Annotated in this window: 18 protein-coding genes and 2 pseudogenes; 14 read left to right on the forward strand and 6 right to left on the reverse strand. The window is 34.3% G+C overall.

The window, feature by feature from the left end; genetic code table 11:
• Nucleotides 1–165: 165 nt before the first annotated feature.
• The gene (locus COL05_RS13880; protein ID WP_098669038.1) at nt 166–1,116 is read left to right on the forward strand and encodes a serine protease; all 951 of its coding nucleotides are present in this window, start codon (nt 166–168) and stop codon (nt 1,114–1,116) included.
• Nucleotides 1,117–1,155: 39 nt separating this feature from the next.
• Here COL05_RS13880 and COL05_RS13885 read toward each other — a convergent pair whose 3' ends face one another.
• The gene (locus COL05_RS13885) at nt 1,156–1,464 is read right to left on the reverse strand and encodes an ArsR/SmtB family transcription factor (RefSeq protein ID WP_098669039.1); all 309 of its coding nucleotides are present in this window, start codon (nt 1,462–1,464) and stop codon (nt 1,156–1,158) included.
• 109 nt (nt 1,465–1,573) lie between these two features.
• Here COL05_RS13885 and COL05_RS13890 point away from each other — a divergent pair, with 109 nt between their 5' ends.
• From COL05_RS13890 to COL05_RS32185, 3 genes and pseudogenes are all read left to right on the forward strand, one after another.
• Nucleotides 1,574–2,509, forward strand: coding sequence for an aldo/keto reductase (locus COL05_RS13890; RefSeq protein ID WP_098669040.1), 936 nt, complete (start codon nt 1,574–1,576; stop codon nt 2,507–2,509).
• Nucleotides 2,510–2,598: 89 nt separating this feature from the next.
• Nucleotides 2,599–3,852, forward strand: a pseudogene (locus COL05_RS13900) (MFS transporter).
• Nucleotides 3,853–3,900: 48 nt separating this feature from the next.
• Nucleotides 3,901–4,108 (forward strand): annotated as a pseudogene (locus tag COL05_RS32185) (hypothetical protein).
• Between the two features lie 38 nt (nt 4,109–4,146).
• Here the strand turns inward: COL05_RS32185 and COL05_RS13910 are convergent.
• Nucleotides 4,147–4,371, reverse strand: coding sequence for a hypothetical protein (locus COL05_RS13910; RefSeq protein WP_000162601.1), 225 nt, complete (start codon nt 4,369–4,371; stop codon nt 4,147–4,149).
• 84 nt (nt 4,372–4,455) lie between these two features.
• Nucleotides 4,456–4,803: a DUF4257 domain-containing protein gene (locus tag COL05_RS13915; RefSeq protein WP_087959566.1), complete on the reverse strand. Its 348-nt coding sequence runs from the start codon at nt 4,801–4,803 to the stop codon at nt 4,456–4,458.
• 299 nt (nt 4,804–5,102) lie between these two features.
• Here COL05_RS13915 and COL05_RS13920 point away from each other — a divergent pair, with 299 nt between their 5' ends.
• The 5 genes from COL05_RS13920 (at nt 5,103) to COL05_RS13945 (ending at nt 10,115) form a co-directional block, all read left to right on the forward strand.
• Nucleotides 5,103–5,528, forward strand: a complete 426-nt coding sequence (locus COL05_RS13920) for a DinB family protein (RefSeq protein ID WP_257152571.1) — start codon at nt 5,103–5,105, stop codon at nt 5,526–5,528.
• A gap of 182 nt (nt 5,529–5,710) precedes the next feature.
• On the forward strand, nt 5,711–6,760 hold the full coding sequence (gene rsgA, locus COL05_RS13925; protein ID WP_098669041.1) for a ribosome small subunit-dependent GTPase A: 1,050 nt from the start codon (nt 5,711–5,713) through the stop codon (nt 6,758–6,760).
• A gap of 204 nt (nt 6,761–6,964) precedes the next feature.
• Complete coding sequence (locus COL05_RS13930; RefSeq protein ID WP_098669042.1) at nt 6,965–8,947, forward strand: HAMP domain-containing methyl-accepting chemotaxis protein; 1,983 nt, start codon at nt 6,965–6,967, stop codon at nt 8,945–8,947.
• A gap of 199 nt (nt 8,948–9,146) precedes the next feature.
• The gene (locus tag COL05_RS13940; protein WP_098669043.1) at nt 9,147–9,452 is read left to right on the forward strand and encodes a hypothetical protein; all 306 of its coding nucleotides are present in this window, start codon (nt 9,147–9,149) and stop codon (nt 9,450–9,452) included.
• Between the two features lie 294 nt (nt 9,453–9,746).
• Nucleotides 9,747–10,115, forward strand: a complete 369-nt coding sequence (locus COL05_RS13945; protein ID WP_098669044.1) for a DUF3979 family protein — start codon at nt 9,747–9,749, stop codon at nt 10,113–10,115.
• Between the two features lie 36 nt (nt 10,116–10,151).
• On the opposite strand, the gene COL05_RS13950 is transcribed toward COL05_RS13945, so the two are convergent.
• Complete coding sequence (locus tag COL05_RS13950; protein ID WP_098669045.1) at nt 10,152–11,192, reverse strand: YkvI family membrane protein; 1,041 nt, start codon at nt 11,190–11,192, stop codon at nt 10,152–10,154.
• A gap of 241 nt (nt 11,193–11,433) precedes the next feature.
• Between COL05_RS13950 and COL05_RS13955 the strand changes: the two genes are divergently transcribed.
• From COL05_RS13955 to COL05_RS13965, 3 genes are all read left to right on the forward strand, one after another.
• Nucleotides 11,434–11,877 carry a Dps family protein gene (locus COL05_RS13955; protein WP_000105198.1) on the forward strand — a complete coding sequence of 148 codons (444 nt, stop codon included), beginning with the start codon at nt 11,434–11,436 and terminating at the stop codon, nt 11,875–11,877.
• 106 nt (nt 11,878–11,983) lie between these two features.
• Nucleotides 11,984–12,439: a DUF3939 domain-containing protein gene (locus tag COL05_RS13960; protein ID WP_098669046.1), complete on the forward strand. Its 456-nt coding sequence runs from the start codon at nt 11,984–11,986 to the stop codon at nt 12,437–12,439.
• A gap of 207 nt (nt 12,440–12,646) precedes the next feature.
• Nucleotides 12,647–13,591, forward strand: a complete 945-nt coding sequence (locus tag COL05_RS13965) for an alpha/beta hydrolase (RefSeq protein WP_098669047.1) — start codon at nt 12,647–12,649, stop codon at nt 13,589–13,591.
• A gap of 45 nt (nt 13,592–13,636) precedes the next feature.
• Here the strand turns inward: COL05_RS13965 and COL05_RS13970 are convergent, their stop codons facing one another.
• Nucleotides 13,637–14,638, reverse strand: a complete 1,002-nt coding sequence (locus COL05_RS13970) for an LLM class flavin-dependent oxidoreductase (protein WP_098669048.1) — start codon at nt 14,636–14,638, stop codon at nt 13,637–13,639.
• Between the two features lie 105 nt (nt 14,639–14,743).
• Nucleotides 14,744–14,935, reverse strand: coding sequence for a DUF3896 family protein (locus COL05_RS13975; RefSeq protein ID WP_060630536.1), 192 nt, complete (start codon nt 14,933–14,935; stop codon nt 14,744–14,746).
• Between the two features lie 177 nt (nt 14,936–15,112).
• On the opposite strand from COL05_RS13975, the gene COL05_RS13980 reads away from it, so the two are divergent.
• Complete coding sequence (locus tag COL05_RS13980; RefSeq protein WP_142337487.1) at nt 15,113–16,585, forward strand: flavin monoamine oxidase family protein; 1,473 nt, start codon at nt 15,113–15,115, stop codon at nt 16,583–16,585.
• Between the two features lie 75 nt (nt 16,586–16,660).
• Complete coding sequence (locus COL05_RS13985; RefSeq protein ID WP_098669049.1) at nt 16,661–17,245, forward strand: GNAT family N-acetyltransferase; 585 nt, start codon at nt 16,661–16,663, stop codon at nt 17,243–17,245.
• Nucleotides 17,246–17,257 lie beyond the last annotated feature (12 nt).

Raw genomic sequence — 17,257 nt, forward strand, 5'->3', positions numbered from 1 at the left:
CAGCCCTCACCAATCGGGCTGCCCGTTAATGCGGGATAAAATTAGTAAGCTATATTGAGAAATATTTGTAAGGGAGGAATATGAAACGAATAAAACGAATGTTACATGTAAGCATTTTTAAAAGTGGTCTGAAATGAAAATAATTTATTTTCAGGAGGGATTACGATGAATAGTAGTACAGCGAATAAACAAAAAGGTATACAATTGATTCCTTTTACAGTCGAAAAGGTGGTTGAACAAGTAAATGAAATTCCACCAGGTGTACAACTCATTCATGCTCCGCAAGTATGGGAGAAGAGTGCGAAAGGAAAAGATATTATCGTTGCCGTATTAGATACAGGGTGTGATATGAATCATATAGATTTAAAGGATCGCATTATTGGCGGAAGAAATTTCACGAAAGATTATGAAGGAGATCCAAATATTTATCTTGATAATAACGGACACGGTACTCATGTAGCGGGGACAATTGCAGCGACTGAAAATGGTGTCGGTGTTTTAGGAGTCGCACCTCTTGCTAAAATGTTAGTGTTAAAGGTTTTAGCGGGAGATGGGTCTGGAAGTTATGGGCAAATTATTGAGGCGATTCATTATGCTGTAAATTGGAGAGGGCCTAATAAAGAAAGAGTTAGAGTTATATCAATGTCACTTGGTGGTCCGCAGGACGTTCCGGAATTACATGAAGCAATTCAAAACGCGGTAAAGCAAGATGTTCTCGTCATATGTGCTGCTGGGAATAATGGAGATTGTGATGATAACACGGAGGAACTAGATTTCCCAGGTGCATACTCAGAAGTAATTGAAGTCGGCGCTGTCAATTTAGAACGGAAAATCGCATGTTTTAGTAATTCGAATCAAGAAATTGATTTAGTGGCGCCAGGCGATGAAATATTATCTACGTATCCTGAAGGGAAATATGCGGTATTAAGTGGTACTTCTATGGCGACACCGCATGTGGCTGGAGCGCTCGCATTGCTTATTAAGCAGTGTGAGAGAGAATATGGTAGAAAATTATCAGAGCCAGAAATATATGCACAACTTATTAAAAGAACTGTACCTTTAGGTTATGAACGTACATCTGAAGGGAATGGATTATTAGATTTATTAAAAGAATAGAAAATACAAAAAACATCTCATAATTTTATGAGATGTTTTTTAGTATGGTTCTGTCGCATGTAATACGACGTCTAATAAACCGGGGAATCTAGCATGTAAGTCATCTTCACGAATTGAAATGAAACGCTGTGTTCCTTCAAGACGTGTATACATAACACCAGATTCACGTAAAACCTTGAAATGGTGAGATAAAGTTGATTTCGCAATTGGAATGTTTAACGCACCACAAGATTGTTCACGTTTCTCTAGTAGCATAGTTACAATTTGTAAACGAATTTGATCGCTAAGTGCGTATAAAACAGAAGAGAATTGAATTTCTTCTCGGTTTGGATGATAGAGAGTACGCATTTTTTCACCTACTTGTATAAGTTAATATAGTTTGCACTATAACATATAAAGTGGTATATTTCTATTGTTCGAATATATTAGAACAATAGAAATATAGGGGGGAGAAAAAATGAAGTATACTAAATTACAAAAGGCAGGACTACATATTTCAAAGTTGGGGTTAGGAACAAACGCTGTAGGGGGGCATAATTTATATGCTAATGTGAATGAGGAAGAAGGAAAACGATTAATAGAAGAAGCTATCCAGCAAGGGATTATATTTTTTGATTCAGCAGATTCATACGGTTTCGGTAGATCAGAGGAATTGGTAGGCGAAGTATTGAAAGGAAAACGCCAAGAAGTGGTACTTGCTACAAAAGGTGGAATACAGCCGTTATTAAATGGAGAGGTTTATATTAATAATGAACGAAGCTATTTAAGAAATGCTGTGGAAAATAGCTTAAGAAGATTACAAACTGATTATATTGATTTATATTATTTACATTTTACAAATCCAGAAACAAGTTACATAGATTCAATTGGTGAGCTTACTCGCCTAAAAGAAGAGGGGAAAATTCGTTCAATAGGAATATCAAACATAAACCTAGAGCAATTAAAAGAAGCGAATCAGCACGGACATATTGATGTTGTACAATCACCGTATAATATGTTGGATCGTGCTGCTGGGGAAGAACTTTTGCCGTATTGTATAGAATCAGGTATTTCATTTATTCCGTACGGACCTCTTGCCTTTGGGATACTAGGCGGGAAATATACGGAAGATTTTAAATTAAGTGAAGGTGATTGGCGTCAAAGTGTAAATCTATTTGAAGAAAATACATATAAGAGTAACTTTAAAAAAGTTGAGAAGTTAAAAGGCTTAGCTAAAGAAATGAATCTTGAAGTATTACATTTGGCTTTAGCGTGGCTATTAAACAAAAAAGGAATTGATACTGTTATTCCTGGTGGGAAACGAGCGGGGCAAATAAGAGAAAGTGTAAGAGCGGTGGAAGTTTCATTGAATGAAAAGGTTATGAAAGAAATTGAAACTATTTTAGAAGCTTAGTTGAGAAGAGGGGGGAGTCCCCTTTTCTTATATAAAAGGAGAAGGTTTAAATGAAAAGAGTACTAGCTATATTCTTTACGATCATGTTTATGATAGGTACAGATACTTTCTTAATTTCACCACTTTTACCGACATTACAACAGGTGTATCATGTTTCAACTGAGCTGTCAGGGTGGATGGTGAGTTCATATGCTTTAGGGTACGCTGGATTTGCACTTATTGCTGGTCCTATATCAGATGGCTTAAATAGAAAAAAAGTGATGGTAATAGGAATGAGTTTTTTTGCGTTAAGTACGTTTTTATCCCGCTTTAATGGGCAGTAAGACCCCCACCTCAAAATCCAGCGAAAGCAAAGAAGTTAGGTNNCTAATAATCAGTGGGGGATGAACAAAACCCCCACTGATTAAAGTTTCACTTTATGTGGAATGGCACCGAGTTTTCTATGGATGCTAGCATTTAGATTTTTAGCAGGTGTGAGTGCAGCCTTTGTATCTCCACAAGTGTGGGCATCTATTCCGGTCCTTATAGAGAAGAAACAAATTGCAAAGGCATTTGGAATTGCAACAGCAGGGTTAGCAATCTCTCAAATTTTAGGATTGCCAGTTGGATCGTATTTGGCAATGATACACTATACAACACCATTCTTCGTCATTGGTATATTATCAGCATTACTTGTCATTCTTATTTATGTAGTATTACCAGAAATACAACCTGTTCATATAGGTGAAAGTAAAACAAACATCTTAAAGCGCTATAAACAATTACTTGCAGATTCAAAGGTTTCACTTTCTTATTTTGCATATTTTGTTTTTCAAACTGGTAATTTTGCTGCATTTTCATTTTTTGGTGTATGGCTTTCCATTCAATTTGGCTTGCAAGTTCATGAAGTAGGTACAGCTATGTTCGTATTAGGATTAGGAAATTTAACCGGTAATATTTTTGGCCCTAGAATCGTAAATAAAATTAGTTATAACCTTTCTTTCTATGGTGGAATTATATTTACAGCAGTGCTATATGTATTACTTCCTCATGTAAAGAACATTATATTTGTGGAGTTATTATTCTTTGTTATATTTTTTGTGACAGGAATTTTGTTTGTATTAATGATGAGGCACTTACAAAACATGTCTAGTGTAGCAAGAGGAACAGGAGCAGCGCTTGCGAATGCTTCTATGTATATTGGTCAAATGATTGGAGCAGCAATAGCAGGAATGTTATTTGCAGCATCTCACAATTTTATACTTATAGGTAGTTTTACTGCGTTACTATATGTTGTAGCTTTATTTTTGTTTAGAAAAAGTGAAAAACTTACTGAACATAGTGAAACGGGAATTGCATCATAAAGCTTGTATAGATAGTGAATATATCATAATAAATAAGAGCGTAAATGTATGAATATACTTTTCATTACAGTGGTTACTAAAAGTATAGAAATAGTAGAAGTAATGCATTGTAACAAAGTTATGAGGAATCCAAAAATAAAAAATCCCTATAAAGATAGGGATTTGTATATCGGCATATAGTTCCTTAGGAAAGGATATATTTAGTTTAGCATATCGGACTACTTATATTTGTGAAATAGATGTGAAAGTAATGTGAAAAATACCTCAATAAAAAGCACTGTTTTAGCCAATGAACTAAAACAGTGCTTTTCTTTTTGATTGAACAGTTGCTGCATTTTCATCATGTATGCCTGCATCTTTAATAATTCGTTGTTTTGCTTTATTTAATAGATGATTTACTGCTTCTCCAAAATAGTTAGCTTCGCTTTTGGTGCGGGCTTCTCGTAAACATTTATAGTTTTCTAGCAGTTCCTCTTTTTCAGTGTCTGTTAAGAAATCTTCTATTTTCTTTTTTGTCATACGAAACACCCTTTCTTCTGACAAACGACGCAATAGAAAATATTTATTGTTTATTATAGCAATAATTTTTAAAGAAAGTATAGACTAACGTCGTAATAATTTGTCAATTTCTTGAATCTTCTCATCAGCTTTCCCAATTTGTGTATTTTTAGCCTGCTCACCACCAAGCGCTTGGTGCAGTAAGAAAGTCTGACCGGAAATAGCAGTCACAATGGATACTTTAATAATTTCTTTTATTAAGGTGACATCGAATAAAACGAGTCCAAGAAGTGCAGCTAGACTACCAGTGAAAATATCAGTCAAAAACCCAAAGTGAAAAAAAGTTTTCAAACGGCGTGGAAGCAATAACTTACCTTGGTTATTGATTAGATGGGAAACGAAACCGGTAATGCCACCAACGAGAACAGCAGTTATCCATTGATACATTTCCATCGAATCCACTCCTTTTAGTGAATAAGATTCGATTATTTTATATTGATTCCTTTTAATATTTCATAGAAGCATATTGAGAAAGTTTGTTTGGTTTTTTTTCTATATTCAATTTAATTATAACAGAAAAATCTGATATATATGAGTCTATTATATGAAGCGGTTATTCCGTAATATGAATGTAGAAAGGGGTGCGTGATATGAATATAGATTACCGAATAAGAAGTGTGGATGGTTATACAAAAAATATAGGGGAATTAGTAAGCATGCTGGAGCATACGAGGGCCGTAACATTATAGGAAATAAAAGTTCTATCAGTTGAGCAATTAGATTTAATGAAACCGAGTAGAGGGAATTCCATTGGAGCGTTACTAAAGCATATAGCAGCTATAGAAAAAGCTCATCAACTTATTTCATTTCAAGAGCGTGACTTTATTAAAGAAGAATTAGAAATATGGGAAGACGCACTGTATTTAGGAGAAGTGGGGAGAACAATCCGTGGTCATGAAATAAAGTATTATGTACAACTTCTACAAAGTGTTCGAGAAGAATCTCTGAAGTATTTGAGTAAACAAGATGATGAGTGGCTTAAGTCAGAAAGAAAGTGGCCTAACGGTGTAGCATATAACCAGCACTATCTGTGGTTTCATGTACTAGAAGATGAGATTAATCACCGTGGGCAAATTAGAATGATGAAAAATAAAATGTTTGAAAATTACGTTAAATAAGGTAGCTTTTTGTATAGATATTCCATATAATGAGAGTAATTAAAATGAGAACGGGGTGATGTATTATGGTGAAAATAGTTTATATGAATAATAAACCAAATACAAAGGTGGATGGAAAGGGCGAGACTATATAAGGGAGCGCACGATCCTTCCGCTTAGCTTAAACTAGGGAGGATATCAATTTGAATCAAAATATTTTAGAATCGTTCGGCTGGGATTCTTTTTTTGAGGAACAAGCTGTAGAGAACTTTGAAGTAGGGCGTATTTTACTTGAGCATAAGCATATATATCGAATTATTTGCAATGATGGTGAATATATGGCAGAGCTGTCTGGTAAGTTTCGGCATGAAGCAGTAACGAAGGGTGATTATCCAGCGGTTGGTGATTGGGTATATATAAAGAAAATAGAGAATGAAAAGAAAGCAATTATTCATCGTATTTTTCCAAGAAGAAGCTCTTTTTCTAGACAAGAGGCTGGTACTCGAACGGAAGAACAAGTAATAGCAGCAAATGTAGATTATCTATTTTTAGTGAATGCACTTAACCATGATTTTAACGTAAGAAGAATAGAGCGCTATTTACTACTAGCGTATGAAAGTGGTGCAATGCCTGTTATTGTTTTAACAAAGAGTAGCTTATGTGAGGACGTGGAACAGAAAATCGTTGAAACAGAAGCTGTGGCAATTGGTGTTCCGATCTTCGTTGTTGATAGTTTAGAACATACTGGTATTGAATCGTTGCAGCAATTTGTTTCTTCAGGAAAAACAATTGCTCTAGTCGGATCATCTGGGGTTGGAAAATCCACTTTGTTAAATGCACTTATAGGAATTGAAGTAGCAAAAACCGGTGATATTCGTGAGGAAGATAGTAAAGGAAGACATACGACAACTCATCGTGAATTGTTCCGATTACCGAGTGGTAGTTTAGTAATTGATACTCCTGGTATGAGGGAGCTACAGCTTTGGGAAGGAAGCGATGCAATTCAAACAACATTTTCTGATATTGAGGAACTAGCAAAAACGTGCCGTTTTAGGGACTGTAAGCATGAAAATGAGCCAGGGTGCGCAGTGCATAGTGCAATTGCTAACGGAATTATTACGATAAATCGTTTGCAAAACTATAAAAAATTACAAAGAGAACTAGCGTATTTTATGAGAAAACAAGATGCTATTCTTGCAAGGGCAGAGCGTGATAAGTGGAAAAAGATTTCTAAACAGCATAAAAAAATGTAAAAATCCAAAGGGTGATTCCCTTTGGATTTTTACATTTGTAAATTTTATAATAATATTATTCAAATATATAGACAAATAGAATTTAATTGTTTAAACTTTACAAAGTATTCATCATAGTAGGTTATAAAAATAATAATTAGGGATTGGGAAATATTTATAATTCGTTACGTTTAACTTTTTAAATTGAAAAGCAGGAGGTTTGTAATGGGTAGACTATTAAATTTGTTTCGTGATATGAAAGTAGCAAAAAAACTACTAATTTCATTTTTTGTTATTTTAATTGCGGCTGTCTCTATTATCGGAGGCATGTCTTATCAAACAGCTAAAAAGAATTTTGAATCACAGATTACGAGCAGTGCTCACGACAATATAAAAATATTAGATAATTTAATCAATCAAATGATTGAGGCGAAATTTAATGATGTAAATAATTTTGCACGTGTGATTCAAGGTAATATGTACCAAGGGGATAATCAAGAAGAATTAAGAAAAATGTTATCTCAATATATCAATTTGAATAAAGATGTTGAACAAGTTTATGTTGCTGGGAATGATAAGAAATTTGTGCAAGAGCCAAATATACAAATGGCAGCAGACTATGATCCAACAGAACGTTCTTGGTATAAAGATGCAGTGGCAAAACAAGGTGGTATTGTCATTACTGAGCCGTATAAGGCGAAAGGAAATGGACATATTGTCGTAACGATTGCGAAACAAACAGAAGATAAAAACGGTGTTGTAGCAATAGATTTAAGTTTAGATAATTTATTAAAAACAACAAAGTTAATCAATATCGGTAAAAAAGGGTATGCTTTCATTTTAGATGGGAAACAAAAAATAATTGCGCATCCTCAAGAAAAATCAGGGGAAAAAGCAGCTGGTTCTTGGGCCAAGAAAATTTATGAAGATAATCACGGTGCTTTTTCATATATGTATGATGGCAGCGAAAAACAAATGGTATTTGCTACAAATGTAAAAACAGGTTGGAAAATCAGTGGGACGATGTACTCGAATGAAATAATTGAAGCTGCACAGCCTGTATTTTATAATATGTTAATTGTAATGTTCATTTCATTAGTTATAGGCGGGGCGCTTATTTATTTTGTGACACTTTCTATAACGAAGCCATTAAAGAGATTAGTTACCACTTCCAAAGAAATAAGTGAGGGAGATTTAACGCAAACAATCGAGATTCATTCTAATGATGAAATTGGTCAACTTGCAAAAGGGTTTAATGAGATGACAGATGCATTACGAACGTTAATAGGAAGAATAAATACTTCGGCTGGACATGTTGCAGCAGCATCAGAAGAGCTGACGGCAAGTGTAAGACAAGCGAGTGAAGCAACTGAGCAAATTACAATGGCAATGGATGAAATATCGAGCGGGGCAACAACGCAAACGACAAGCGTAGAAAATGGTGCAATGTTACTATTTGATGTAACAGAAGGAATTCAGCATGTAGCAAATAGTTCCTCATCAATTAGTACCGCTTCTGCTCATACTCGTGAAAAAGCAGAAGATGGCGGAAAACTAGTCGGAAAAACTGTAAATCAAATGCAATCTATTGCAGAATCTGTTTCACAATCAGATGAAGTTATACAGTTACTAAATAATAAATCTAAACAAATTGGTGACATACTAGAAGTAATTCAAAATATTGCAGATCAAACAAATCTTTTAGCTTTGAATGCAGCAATTGAAGCTGCAAGAGCGGGAGAGCACGGAAGAGGGTTTGCAATTGTTGCAGATGAAGTACGTAAATTGGCGGAGAAGTCTAGCGTATCTTCTAGTGAAATTAGTAAATTAATATGTGAAATACAAGATGACATGAGTAAGACAGTAAAATCTATGGGTCATGTAAATGAAGAAGTTCAATCTGGACTTGTTATTGCGAATGAAACGAAGCAAAACTTTACTGAGATTTTACAATCTACAAATGAAATTGCAGATCAAATTAAAACGATGGTTGAAACCGCTAATGGGATGTCGAAAGGTGCAAATGAAGTGTCTATTTCAGTAGGGCAAATTGCAATGACAGCACAGAATAATGCGACGAGTACTCAAAACGTTGCAGCATCAGCAGAAGAACAACTAGCGTCCATTGAGGAGATTAGTTCTGCGGCGGGCACATTATCTCAAATGGCTGAAGAATTACAAGGGTTAATTGAAAGATTTAAAGTGTAATAAAGGACAGACTACTCCAAAATAGCAGTATGAGATTTTGGAGTAGTCTGTTTTTACTATGTAACATGAAATGTGATAGAGAGTATGTTTAGGATGTTTAAAGGTATATCATGTATAATATTTGTCGAAAAATAGAGGTATTTGTTAACTTTATGTATAATTATAATCATATAGAATGCAAATGAAGGAGATTATTAATATGGGAGTGTACTGGGGGACCAAAAGACATTCTTGGCTTAGTTATGTCTCATTTTGGTTAAGTATTTCGTTTTTCATTGTTTTTCTCATTGAAGTGTTTATTTTAAAAACACTTTCAAATAGTTCGGTGCAAATTGTTAAATACTTTTATTTTATATTTGTACCAGTAAACATCTTTCTTAGTTTAAAGTTACTCTTTAAGAAGAATGAAAAGAAAGCATTACCTATTTTTAGTTTCATTGTATCATTATTATTTACAATTTTAATACTAGTATTAGCATTAGTAGCTACTGGAAAGTTCTTTTAAGGAGAGTGATATAAGTCACTCTCCTTTTTGTTATTGTAAGGAAATACTAAGCGGAGGATGGCCAAAGAGTGCATTTACTTATGTTTGATAGGATTGGAAAGCTTTAGAAGCATATTAAGAAATACAATGAGAGACAATTCATATAGCAATGAAGAAAATCAGCTGTTTTATATGCAGTATGAAGCAAATGAATACGGTAAAAACGGTGATATATGGTACAATACATTTGGATAGTGATAGAGATAAAGGGTATATAAAATACTCATCGTTTTTTAGTAAGAGAGGGGTTATCTTATGCTATACGAGGATTTGATGACATTATTTCAAACAGCTCCGAAAGAAGAAGGTAGAGGCGGCTGGAAATATATAATCCAGGAACGAAATGATAAATATGAAATTGTTGATGAAATGTTGAAAAATGAAATGAGTATTGAATTGTATTTTAATGAATATGATGAGGTGAAAATCACTTTATATAAAGATGGAATGCCTATTTCTACTATGCAAAGAATTGCGATTTCAAAAGTTGAATTAGACGAAGAGGAAGAAGGAATTCAATTCGTTTTAGAACGTATGCCTAGTCGGATGATTCGCTTGCAATTAAAGCCATATTTAGCACTCGAAATGGGACCGTACTGGGAAGTTTGTGATGATTGTGAATAAACATAGAAGGAGCATCCAATGACATGGATGCTCCTTCTATGTTTTTTGAAGTCGTTTAAAAGCAATAATCGGGAGTAAAATAATACTGACCCATCCGATTATAGGATATAAAATGTGGAGCAATTCACTGTAACCAACGTAACTAAAGCAATAACTAATTAGTAAAATGAAGAAAATAATATTGTTGTTTTGCCATCCGGTAATCGATTGCATTTGTTTTGTCATTCCGAATACATTGCCAACTAAAGTTGTAAACACTTCGCCGAAAATAACAAGAACAAAGAAGAAGTGGAAAGTTGCATTAAATCTTCTTATGACTTCAGCCATTGGGATGTTATATTGATAAAATTGATCGACTGATAAGATTGCTAAATGGCTGCATAGTAAAATTAAAGAAAGTCCTGCTCCACCTAAAATACCGCCCCATAAAATGGCTTTTCGATCTTTAACTTCACTGGCTAACGGGACGAGAACGCTTTGGGCAAGAGAAAGATTTAAGGCGACATATGTAATTGGGCTAGTAATCCACTTCATATTCCAGCTTTCTACTGGAATAGTGTTACTAATAGGAGTTGTACCATGAAAAAAAGTAGTAATAGCAAGTCCTATAATAAAAATCATCATAATAGGTACGACAAGAGTATTTACTTCAAAGACACCTTGTAATCCACGACTACCTATAATGAGGCATGCAATTACTGTAATGAGAATGCCGAGTTGTCTTGGTAAACGAAGTTGCTCTTCAAATACCGCTCCAGCTCCTGATAACATAACGCTTGTTACACCAAATAATACGAGTAATAATAGTGTATTTACAACATTACCAAATACATCTCCAAATAAATATTTGTTAAATTCTTGCGCTGAAAATGCGCCGATTTGTGATGAAAGCAACATCATCTTCGTGCCAAGCCAAATAAAAAAAAATCCACTGACACATATACCAATTGTTCCGTAAAATCCGTTCACTGTAAAAAATTCAACAATTTCTCGTCCAGTAGCAAATCCAGCTCCAACGACTGTTCCAATATAAGTAGCAGCGACTTTCTTTGCTACTTGCCATTGTTGATTGTCCATGTTATCCCTCTTTCTACTACGATGAGCTTGATTTACTATTATGCATATGTATGAGCTTGGACAATTAGACGTAAGAAGTAGTTGAAAACATACATGAATTGAAAGATATTAGGGAAGTATTAAAGGTGTTAAAACTTTGTTACATATGAGCCAATCGTTCGAAAGGATAGGAAATGTATGGTAACATGTAATTAGGTTATTAAAAGATAAACATTATGAAATGATAAGAGGAGTGGATTGTATGAGTACGAAAACAAACGTTGTTGAAGTATTAAACAAGCAGGTAGCAAACTGGAATGTGTTATATGTGAAATTACATAATTATCACTGGTATGTGACAGGACCACACTTCTTTACATTACATGAGAAATTTGAAGAGTTTTACAATGAAGCTGGAACGTATATTGATGAATTAGCAGAACGTATTCTAGCATTGGAAGGTAAGCCATTAGCGACAATGAAAGAATACCTTGCAACATCTAGTGTAAATGAAGGGACAAGCAAGGAATCTGCAGAAGAAATGGTACAAACATTAGTGAATGATTACTCTGCATTGATTCAAGAGTTAAAAGAAGGCATGGAAGTTGCTGGTGAAGCTGGCGATGAAACATCAGCGGACATGTTGTTAGCAATTCATACAACATTAGAACAACACGTATGGATGTTAAGTGCGTTCTTAAAATAAATATAAGTTGATAAAGAAAAAAGTCATTGAAAAATTCTTTCAATGACTTTTTTGTGATTTTTCAGTTTTCTTTTATGCTATAATATAGTAAAAAGGAGGCGATGCGATGTTTCGCTTTTTCAGAACTGGAAAAGAAGAGCGTGAAATTACGAAAGATGAATTAGAACAAGCGATGGCCAAGTTTCTAGAAACGAATGCTAATATTGTTTATACAGTATTAGTAAATGATGATTATACAGTAAATTATGATTTGTTAAAGCCGTATTTACCTGCATTTCCAACAAATAGTTTTCTTATTACGAAGGAAACGCTTGAGGTATTTGAACATACAGAAGAAAATCTAAACCTAGTTAAAGAAATTGATATCGTACAAAAAGCAGTAGATCAGTACGTAACAGAAAAAGAAATGTTTCCAATTGTTGAAGGTAGTGAAGAGCGTCTTATATGTGGGATGAAATTAGGACCGTATTTAAATCGTATATTAAAAAGAGATTTATATATTTCAGAAAAACATTATTTAGTTTCGAGTAAACCAGACAGAAAAAAACAAAAGAGTGGTTAGATGTATTGAAAACAACAATAAATATATTGTTGTCTTTTTTTGTTTATAAAAATATTGAAATTTCAATCTATTCAATTCTATAATAAACTTATTGGACGAAGAGGAGTAATGATTAAGTACTATTAGCGTGAGTTATATATAGTGATTACAAAATAGTAAAAAGGTTTGAGAAATACATATTATAAAAGATTGTGGGGGAATGGGTGTATGAAAAATAATATGACTTACATTCAATTATTAAATGAAACGTTACATTGTTACGCAAATAAAGGAAGTTTGGAAGCATACGATTATATAATGGAGCATGCGAAAGGCATAGTGGGGAATGAGGCGCAAATATATAATTTTAAATATGCACTGGCGAGTGCGGCAGGGCTTGAAGAAGAAGCGATGCATGTAATGAAGAAAGCTATTATAGAAAAGGGTTTTTGGTATGGAAATGAATATTTAATGACCGACGACGATTTAAAACCACTACATAAATTTGAAGAGTTTCATAAAATGGTTCAATTATGTAAAGAAAGAGAAGAATTAGCAAAGAAGAAAGAACGAGCAGATGTGAAATTTATAGAAGGTAAGAAAAAAGAAAAACTATTGATTGCAATGCACGGAGATCAAGAAAATATAGCAATAGTAGAACCATATTGGAAATCTGTTTTGGATCAAGATTATACGTTAGCTTTACCACAGTCTTCGCAAATTCAGTTTTCAGATGGGTTTGTTTGGGATGATATACATAGAGGGAAAGAGGAATTAAAAGAGCATTACGTTAATTTTAAAGAAAATCATACAGTAGAAAGTGTAATAATTGGTGGTTTTTCTGCTGGTGCAAGAGTAGCTTTGTATACGATTTTACAAAAAAATATAGATGTAGATGGTTTTATTTTTATGGCGCCGTGGCTTCCAGAACTTGAAGAATGGAATGAGTTATTGGAAGTGCTACAAGATAAAAATATAAAGGGATATGTAGTGTGTGGGGATCAAGATGAAGATTGTTTCGAATGTACACAGCAATTTGTACAAGTATTAAAAGATAAGAATATAGAACATGAGTTTAAAGTTGTACCTAATTTAAAACATGATTATCCTGAGGATTTTGATGAACTATTAAAAGAAGCTATTAAATATATAGAAGACAAAAGTAATAAGTAGTAAGAAAGGGAGATGCATCATAATGGATGTATCTCCCTGTTATCCTTATAAATGAAAAGCATTCGCTAGTAAGCGATAAGAATTCAATTTATCTTCAAATCGATGAGTAATTGTTACAATCATAAATTCATCAGTATTGTATGCTTTGCTTAAGTTCATGATTTGTTCTTTCACAGAAGATGGATCACCGACAATCATACGTTGACGATTTTCTTTTATACGGAATAAATCATAAGCGCTGTATGAATAATTTTGTGCAGTTTCGATAGAAGGAGTACCAGTTGTACGCTTTCCTTGCTCTAGTAATAAAATTGATAAATCTAAACTAGAAGCAATTTTTTCCGCCTCTTCATTTGTTTCCCCACAAATAACAAAAATAGAGACGATTGATTTTGGTTTATCTCCTAAATAGGAAGGTTGAAATTGTTCCTGATAAGCCTTCATTACTTCAGGGCCACCGTATCCGTTAATGAACTGTGCGAATGCAAAAGAAGCACCTTGTTTTGCGGCAATCATTGCACTTTCTCCACTAGAACCGAGCAACCACATCTCAGGAGATGTTGGAACCACAGGGGTAGCCTTTAAATTTGCGTAATGATGGTTTTCTGGTACTTGATCATGTAAGTACATTGCAACATCTGCAATTTGTTCTGGATATTGATCAAGTGAAACCATTTTTCCTTCTTGAAGTGCGCGAGTTGCAATTGGCATACCACCAGGTGCTCTGCCAACACCAAGGTCAATACGATTTGGATAAAGCGCTTCTAGAACGCGGAAATTCTCAGCAACTTTATATGGGCTATAGTGCGGTAACATAACACCACCCGAACCGACTCTCATCCGCTCTGTTTTCGCTGCAATATGAGAAATAAGTATTTCTGGACTTGAACCAGCAAGACTTACAGAATTGTGATGTTCTGATACCCAAAAACGTGTGAACCCTAGTTTTTCAACTTCTTGTGCAAGTGTAACTGTATGTGAAAAAGCTTGGGCTGCTGTACTACCATCTGAAATAGGGGATTGGTCTAATACACTTAATTTGATCATAGAATATACCTCTCAATCTTAATGTACATCCTATTATATATTTACTTACGAAAAATGCGTAATGAAATGCTCAAAATAAAAAGTGGATAAATTACATATCCACTTTTAACGTGAAAATCCTCGTTCATAATGATTCATTTCGACTACATTTAAAATATATTCGTAGTTATCAATTTCAAGTTTTAGTTGTTCACGCTCTTTTTTAGATAGATGCATATTACTTAGTTTGTTGCATAGTTGTTGTTTCTTTTCTTCTAAATACTTCTTTGTAGCGTGGTAGTCGTAAGTTTGTTTCATTTTCAACCACTCCTTGTTTGCTGTTGCTATATTCTATGAAGCGTGAAGAGATGTGAGAGCTATCTCTTATGTATTTTTAGTGAATATTCAACTTGCTCTGTTGTTATGTTTATGGGAATTTATGAATAAAATGCACTAAACGACTAATGCCCATTTGATGAAGTAAGGGGTGGAATTGTGCAGAAAGATATAATGTATAACACTGAGATGGATGAAACGTTAAAAGTTATAAATAAAGGGTTAAAGAAGACGACTCGTCCGAAGCGAATTATAGTAGTAGGGGCTGGCATGGCTGGGTTAGTTTCGTCATCTTTATTAAAAGCTGCAGGACATGAAGTAAAGATTTTTGAAGCAAACAACCGGGTAGGTGGCCGTATAGAGACAGTTAGAATGGAAGATACCGGATTATATTTGGATGTAGGGGCAATGAGAATTCCGTATTCTCACACATTAACGATGGCGTATATAAGAAAATTTGGGCTACAGGTGCGCCCTTTTATTAATAGGAATGAGACTGATATTATTTACGTAAATGGCCGGAAAACGACATTAAAGCAATATGAAAAAAATCCAAGTATATTAAAGTATCCTGTAGAAATGAATGAAGTTGGGAAAACGTCTGAGGAGTTATTAATGTTAGCGGTGCAGCCTATTATAAATTTTATTAAAAAGAACCCAGAGAAAAATTGGGATGTTGTAGTAAAGGATTTTGGGAGATATTCTACAGGACAATTTTTAAAGTATCATCCTTATCAATATAATACTTACTTTTCGCCAGTTACAATTGAGATGATCGGTGTTTTATTAGATTTAGAAGGTTTCTTGGAAAGGTCATTTGTTGAGACGTTACGCTTTATATATATTATGCAGGAGGAGAGTGGATTTTGCGAAATAGTAGGCGGGAATGATAGATTACCAAAGTCATTTTTACCACAATTAGAAGAAAATATTATATATAATCAAAAACTAATGAAGCTACAACAACACGATAACGGTGTAACAGCTTTTTATCGAAACGAGGAAACTTTTGAATATAGTAGTATTACAGGGGATTTAGTCATTATTACAATACCATTTTCGACAATGCGCTTTGTGGAAGTAGATCCATTTGATTCTATATCTCATGAAAAATGGAAAGCAATTCGTGAATTGCATTATATGCCGGCGACAAAAATAGGAATTCAATTTAAAAGTCGATTTTGGGAAGAACAAGGACAGTTAGGTGGCAGAATTATAACAGATTTACCAATTCGTTACGCATATTATCCAAGTCATGGAATTGGAGAAAAAGGACCTGCTATAATGTTAGGCAGCTATACATGGTCTTATGATGCGTTGTTATGGGATGGGTTATCAAAAGGAGATCGTATCTATTACACACTACAGAACTTAGCGACAATATTAGGCGGTCAAGTATATGATGAGTTCATGTCTGGCATATCCAAAAGTTGGACATTGGATCCATATGCACTTGGAGGTTTTGCGTTATTTCAGGCAGGGCAAGAATCTGAATTACAACCAGCGATTATAAAACCAGAAGGCAGATTATACTTTGCCGGAGACCATACAACGTTATATCACGGATGGATACAAGGGGCAATTGAATCTGGTGTTCGTGTAGCATTAAATGTAAATGAATTAAATGTATAAAATTCAGAAATTTCTTTACTGTATAGTTTGAGATGGATATTATTATATATAAAAGAATTATAGGGAGTGTTGAAAGTGAATCCGTTATTATTCGATTTTCCTTCTGAATTTTATACTGAAAGGCTATTTATTCGAATGCCGAAGCCAGGTGACGGTAAAGCTGTATACGATGCAATGCAAGCTTCTATGAAAGAATTAAAACCATGGATGGTTTTTGCACAAAAAGAGCAAACAGAGGAAGAAGTAGAAGTGAGCATTAGAAAATCGCATATTCAATTTTTGCAGCGTGAGGATTTAAGATTACTAGTTTTTTCGAAAGAAACAGGTGAATTTATTGCATCAGCTGGATTACATCGCATTAATTGGGATATACCCCAATTTGAAATCGGGTATTGGATTGATTCGAGGTTTAGTGGAAAGGGTTATATGGTCGAGGCTGCAAAGGGGATAACAGACTATGCTTTTTCTGAACTGAAAGCAAACCGCGTAGAAATCCGATGTGATTCTTTAAATAAGAAAAGTAGAGCGATACCTGAGAAATTAGGCTTTAAGTTAGAAGGTACGTTAGAAAGTGCGAGTGTGGCAGTAGATGGAAATGGATTAAGGGATATGTGTGTATTTGCCATGACTAGAGATACATATGAAAAAGAAGAGCTGTAGAAACGGCTCTTC

This window comes from Bacillus sp. AFS059628 (assembly GCF_002571225.1).
Lineage (GTDB): Bacteria > Bacillota > Bacilli > Bacillales > Bacillaceae_G > Bacillus_A.

Coding starts and splice junctions, on each gene's coding strand:
- COL05_RS13880 (WP_098669038.1), top strand. CDS start 166: ATGAATAGTAGTACAGCGAATAAACAAAAAGGTATACAATTGATTCCT.
- COL05_RS13885 (WP_098669039.1), bottom strand. CDS start 1,464: ATGCGTACTCTCTATCATCCAAACCGAGAAGAAATTCAATTCTCTTCT.
- COL05_RS13890 (WP_098669040.1), top strand. CDS start 1,574: ATGAAGTATACTAAATTACAAAAGGCAGGACTACATATTTCAAAGTTG.
- COL05_RS13910 (WP_000162601.1), bottom strand. CDS start 4,371: ATGACAAAAAAGAAAATAGAAGATTTCTTAACAGACACTGAAAAAGAG.
- COL05_RS13915 (WP_087959566.1), bottom strand. CDS start 4,803: ATGGAAATGTATCAATGGATAACTGCTGTTCTCGTTGGTGGCATTACC.
- COL05_RS13930 (WP_098669042.1), top strand. CDS start 6,965: ATGGGTAGACTATTAAATTTGTTTCGTGATATGAAAGTAGCAAAAAAA.
- COL05_RS13940 (WP_098669043.1), top strand. CDS start 9,147: ATGGGAGTGTACTGGGGGACCAAAAGACATTCTTGGCTTAGTTATGTC.
- COL05_RS13945 (WP_098669044.1), top strand. CDS start 9,747: ATGCTATACGAGGATTTGATGACATTATTTCAAACAGCTCCGAAAGAA.
- COL05_RS13950 (WP_098669045.1), bottom strand. CDS start 11,192: ATGGACAATCAACAATGGCAAGTAGCAAAGAAAGTCGCTGCTACTTAT.
- COL05_RS13955 (WP_000105198.1), top strand. CDS start 11,434: ATGAGTACGAAAACAAACGTTGTTGAAGTATTAAACAAGCAGGTAGCA.
- COL05_RS13960 (WP_098669046.1), top strand. CDS start 11,984: ATGTTTCGCTTTTTCAGAACTGGAAAAGAAGAGCGTGAAATTACGAAA.
- COL05_RS13965 (WP_098669047.1), top strand. CDS start 12,647: ATGAAAAATAATATGACTTACATTCAATTATTAAATGAAACGTTACAT.
- COL05_RS13970 (WP_098669048.1), bottom strand. CDS start 14,638: ATGATCAAATTAAGTGTATTAGACCAATCCCCTATTTCAGATGGTAGT.
- COL05_RS13975 (WP_060630536.1), bottom strand. CDS start 14,935: ATGAAACAAACTTACGACTACCACGCTACAAAGAAGTATTTAGAAGAA.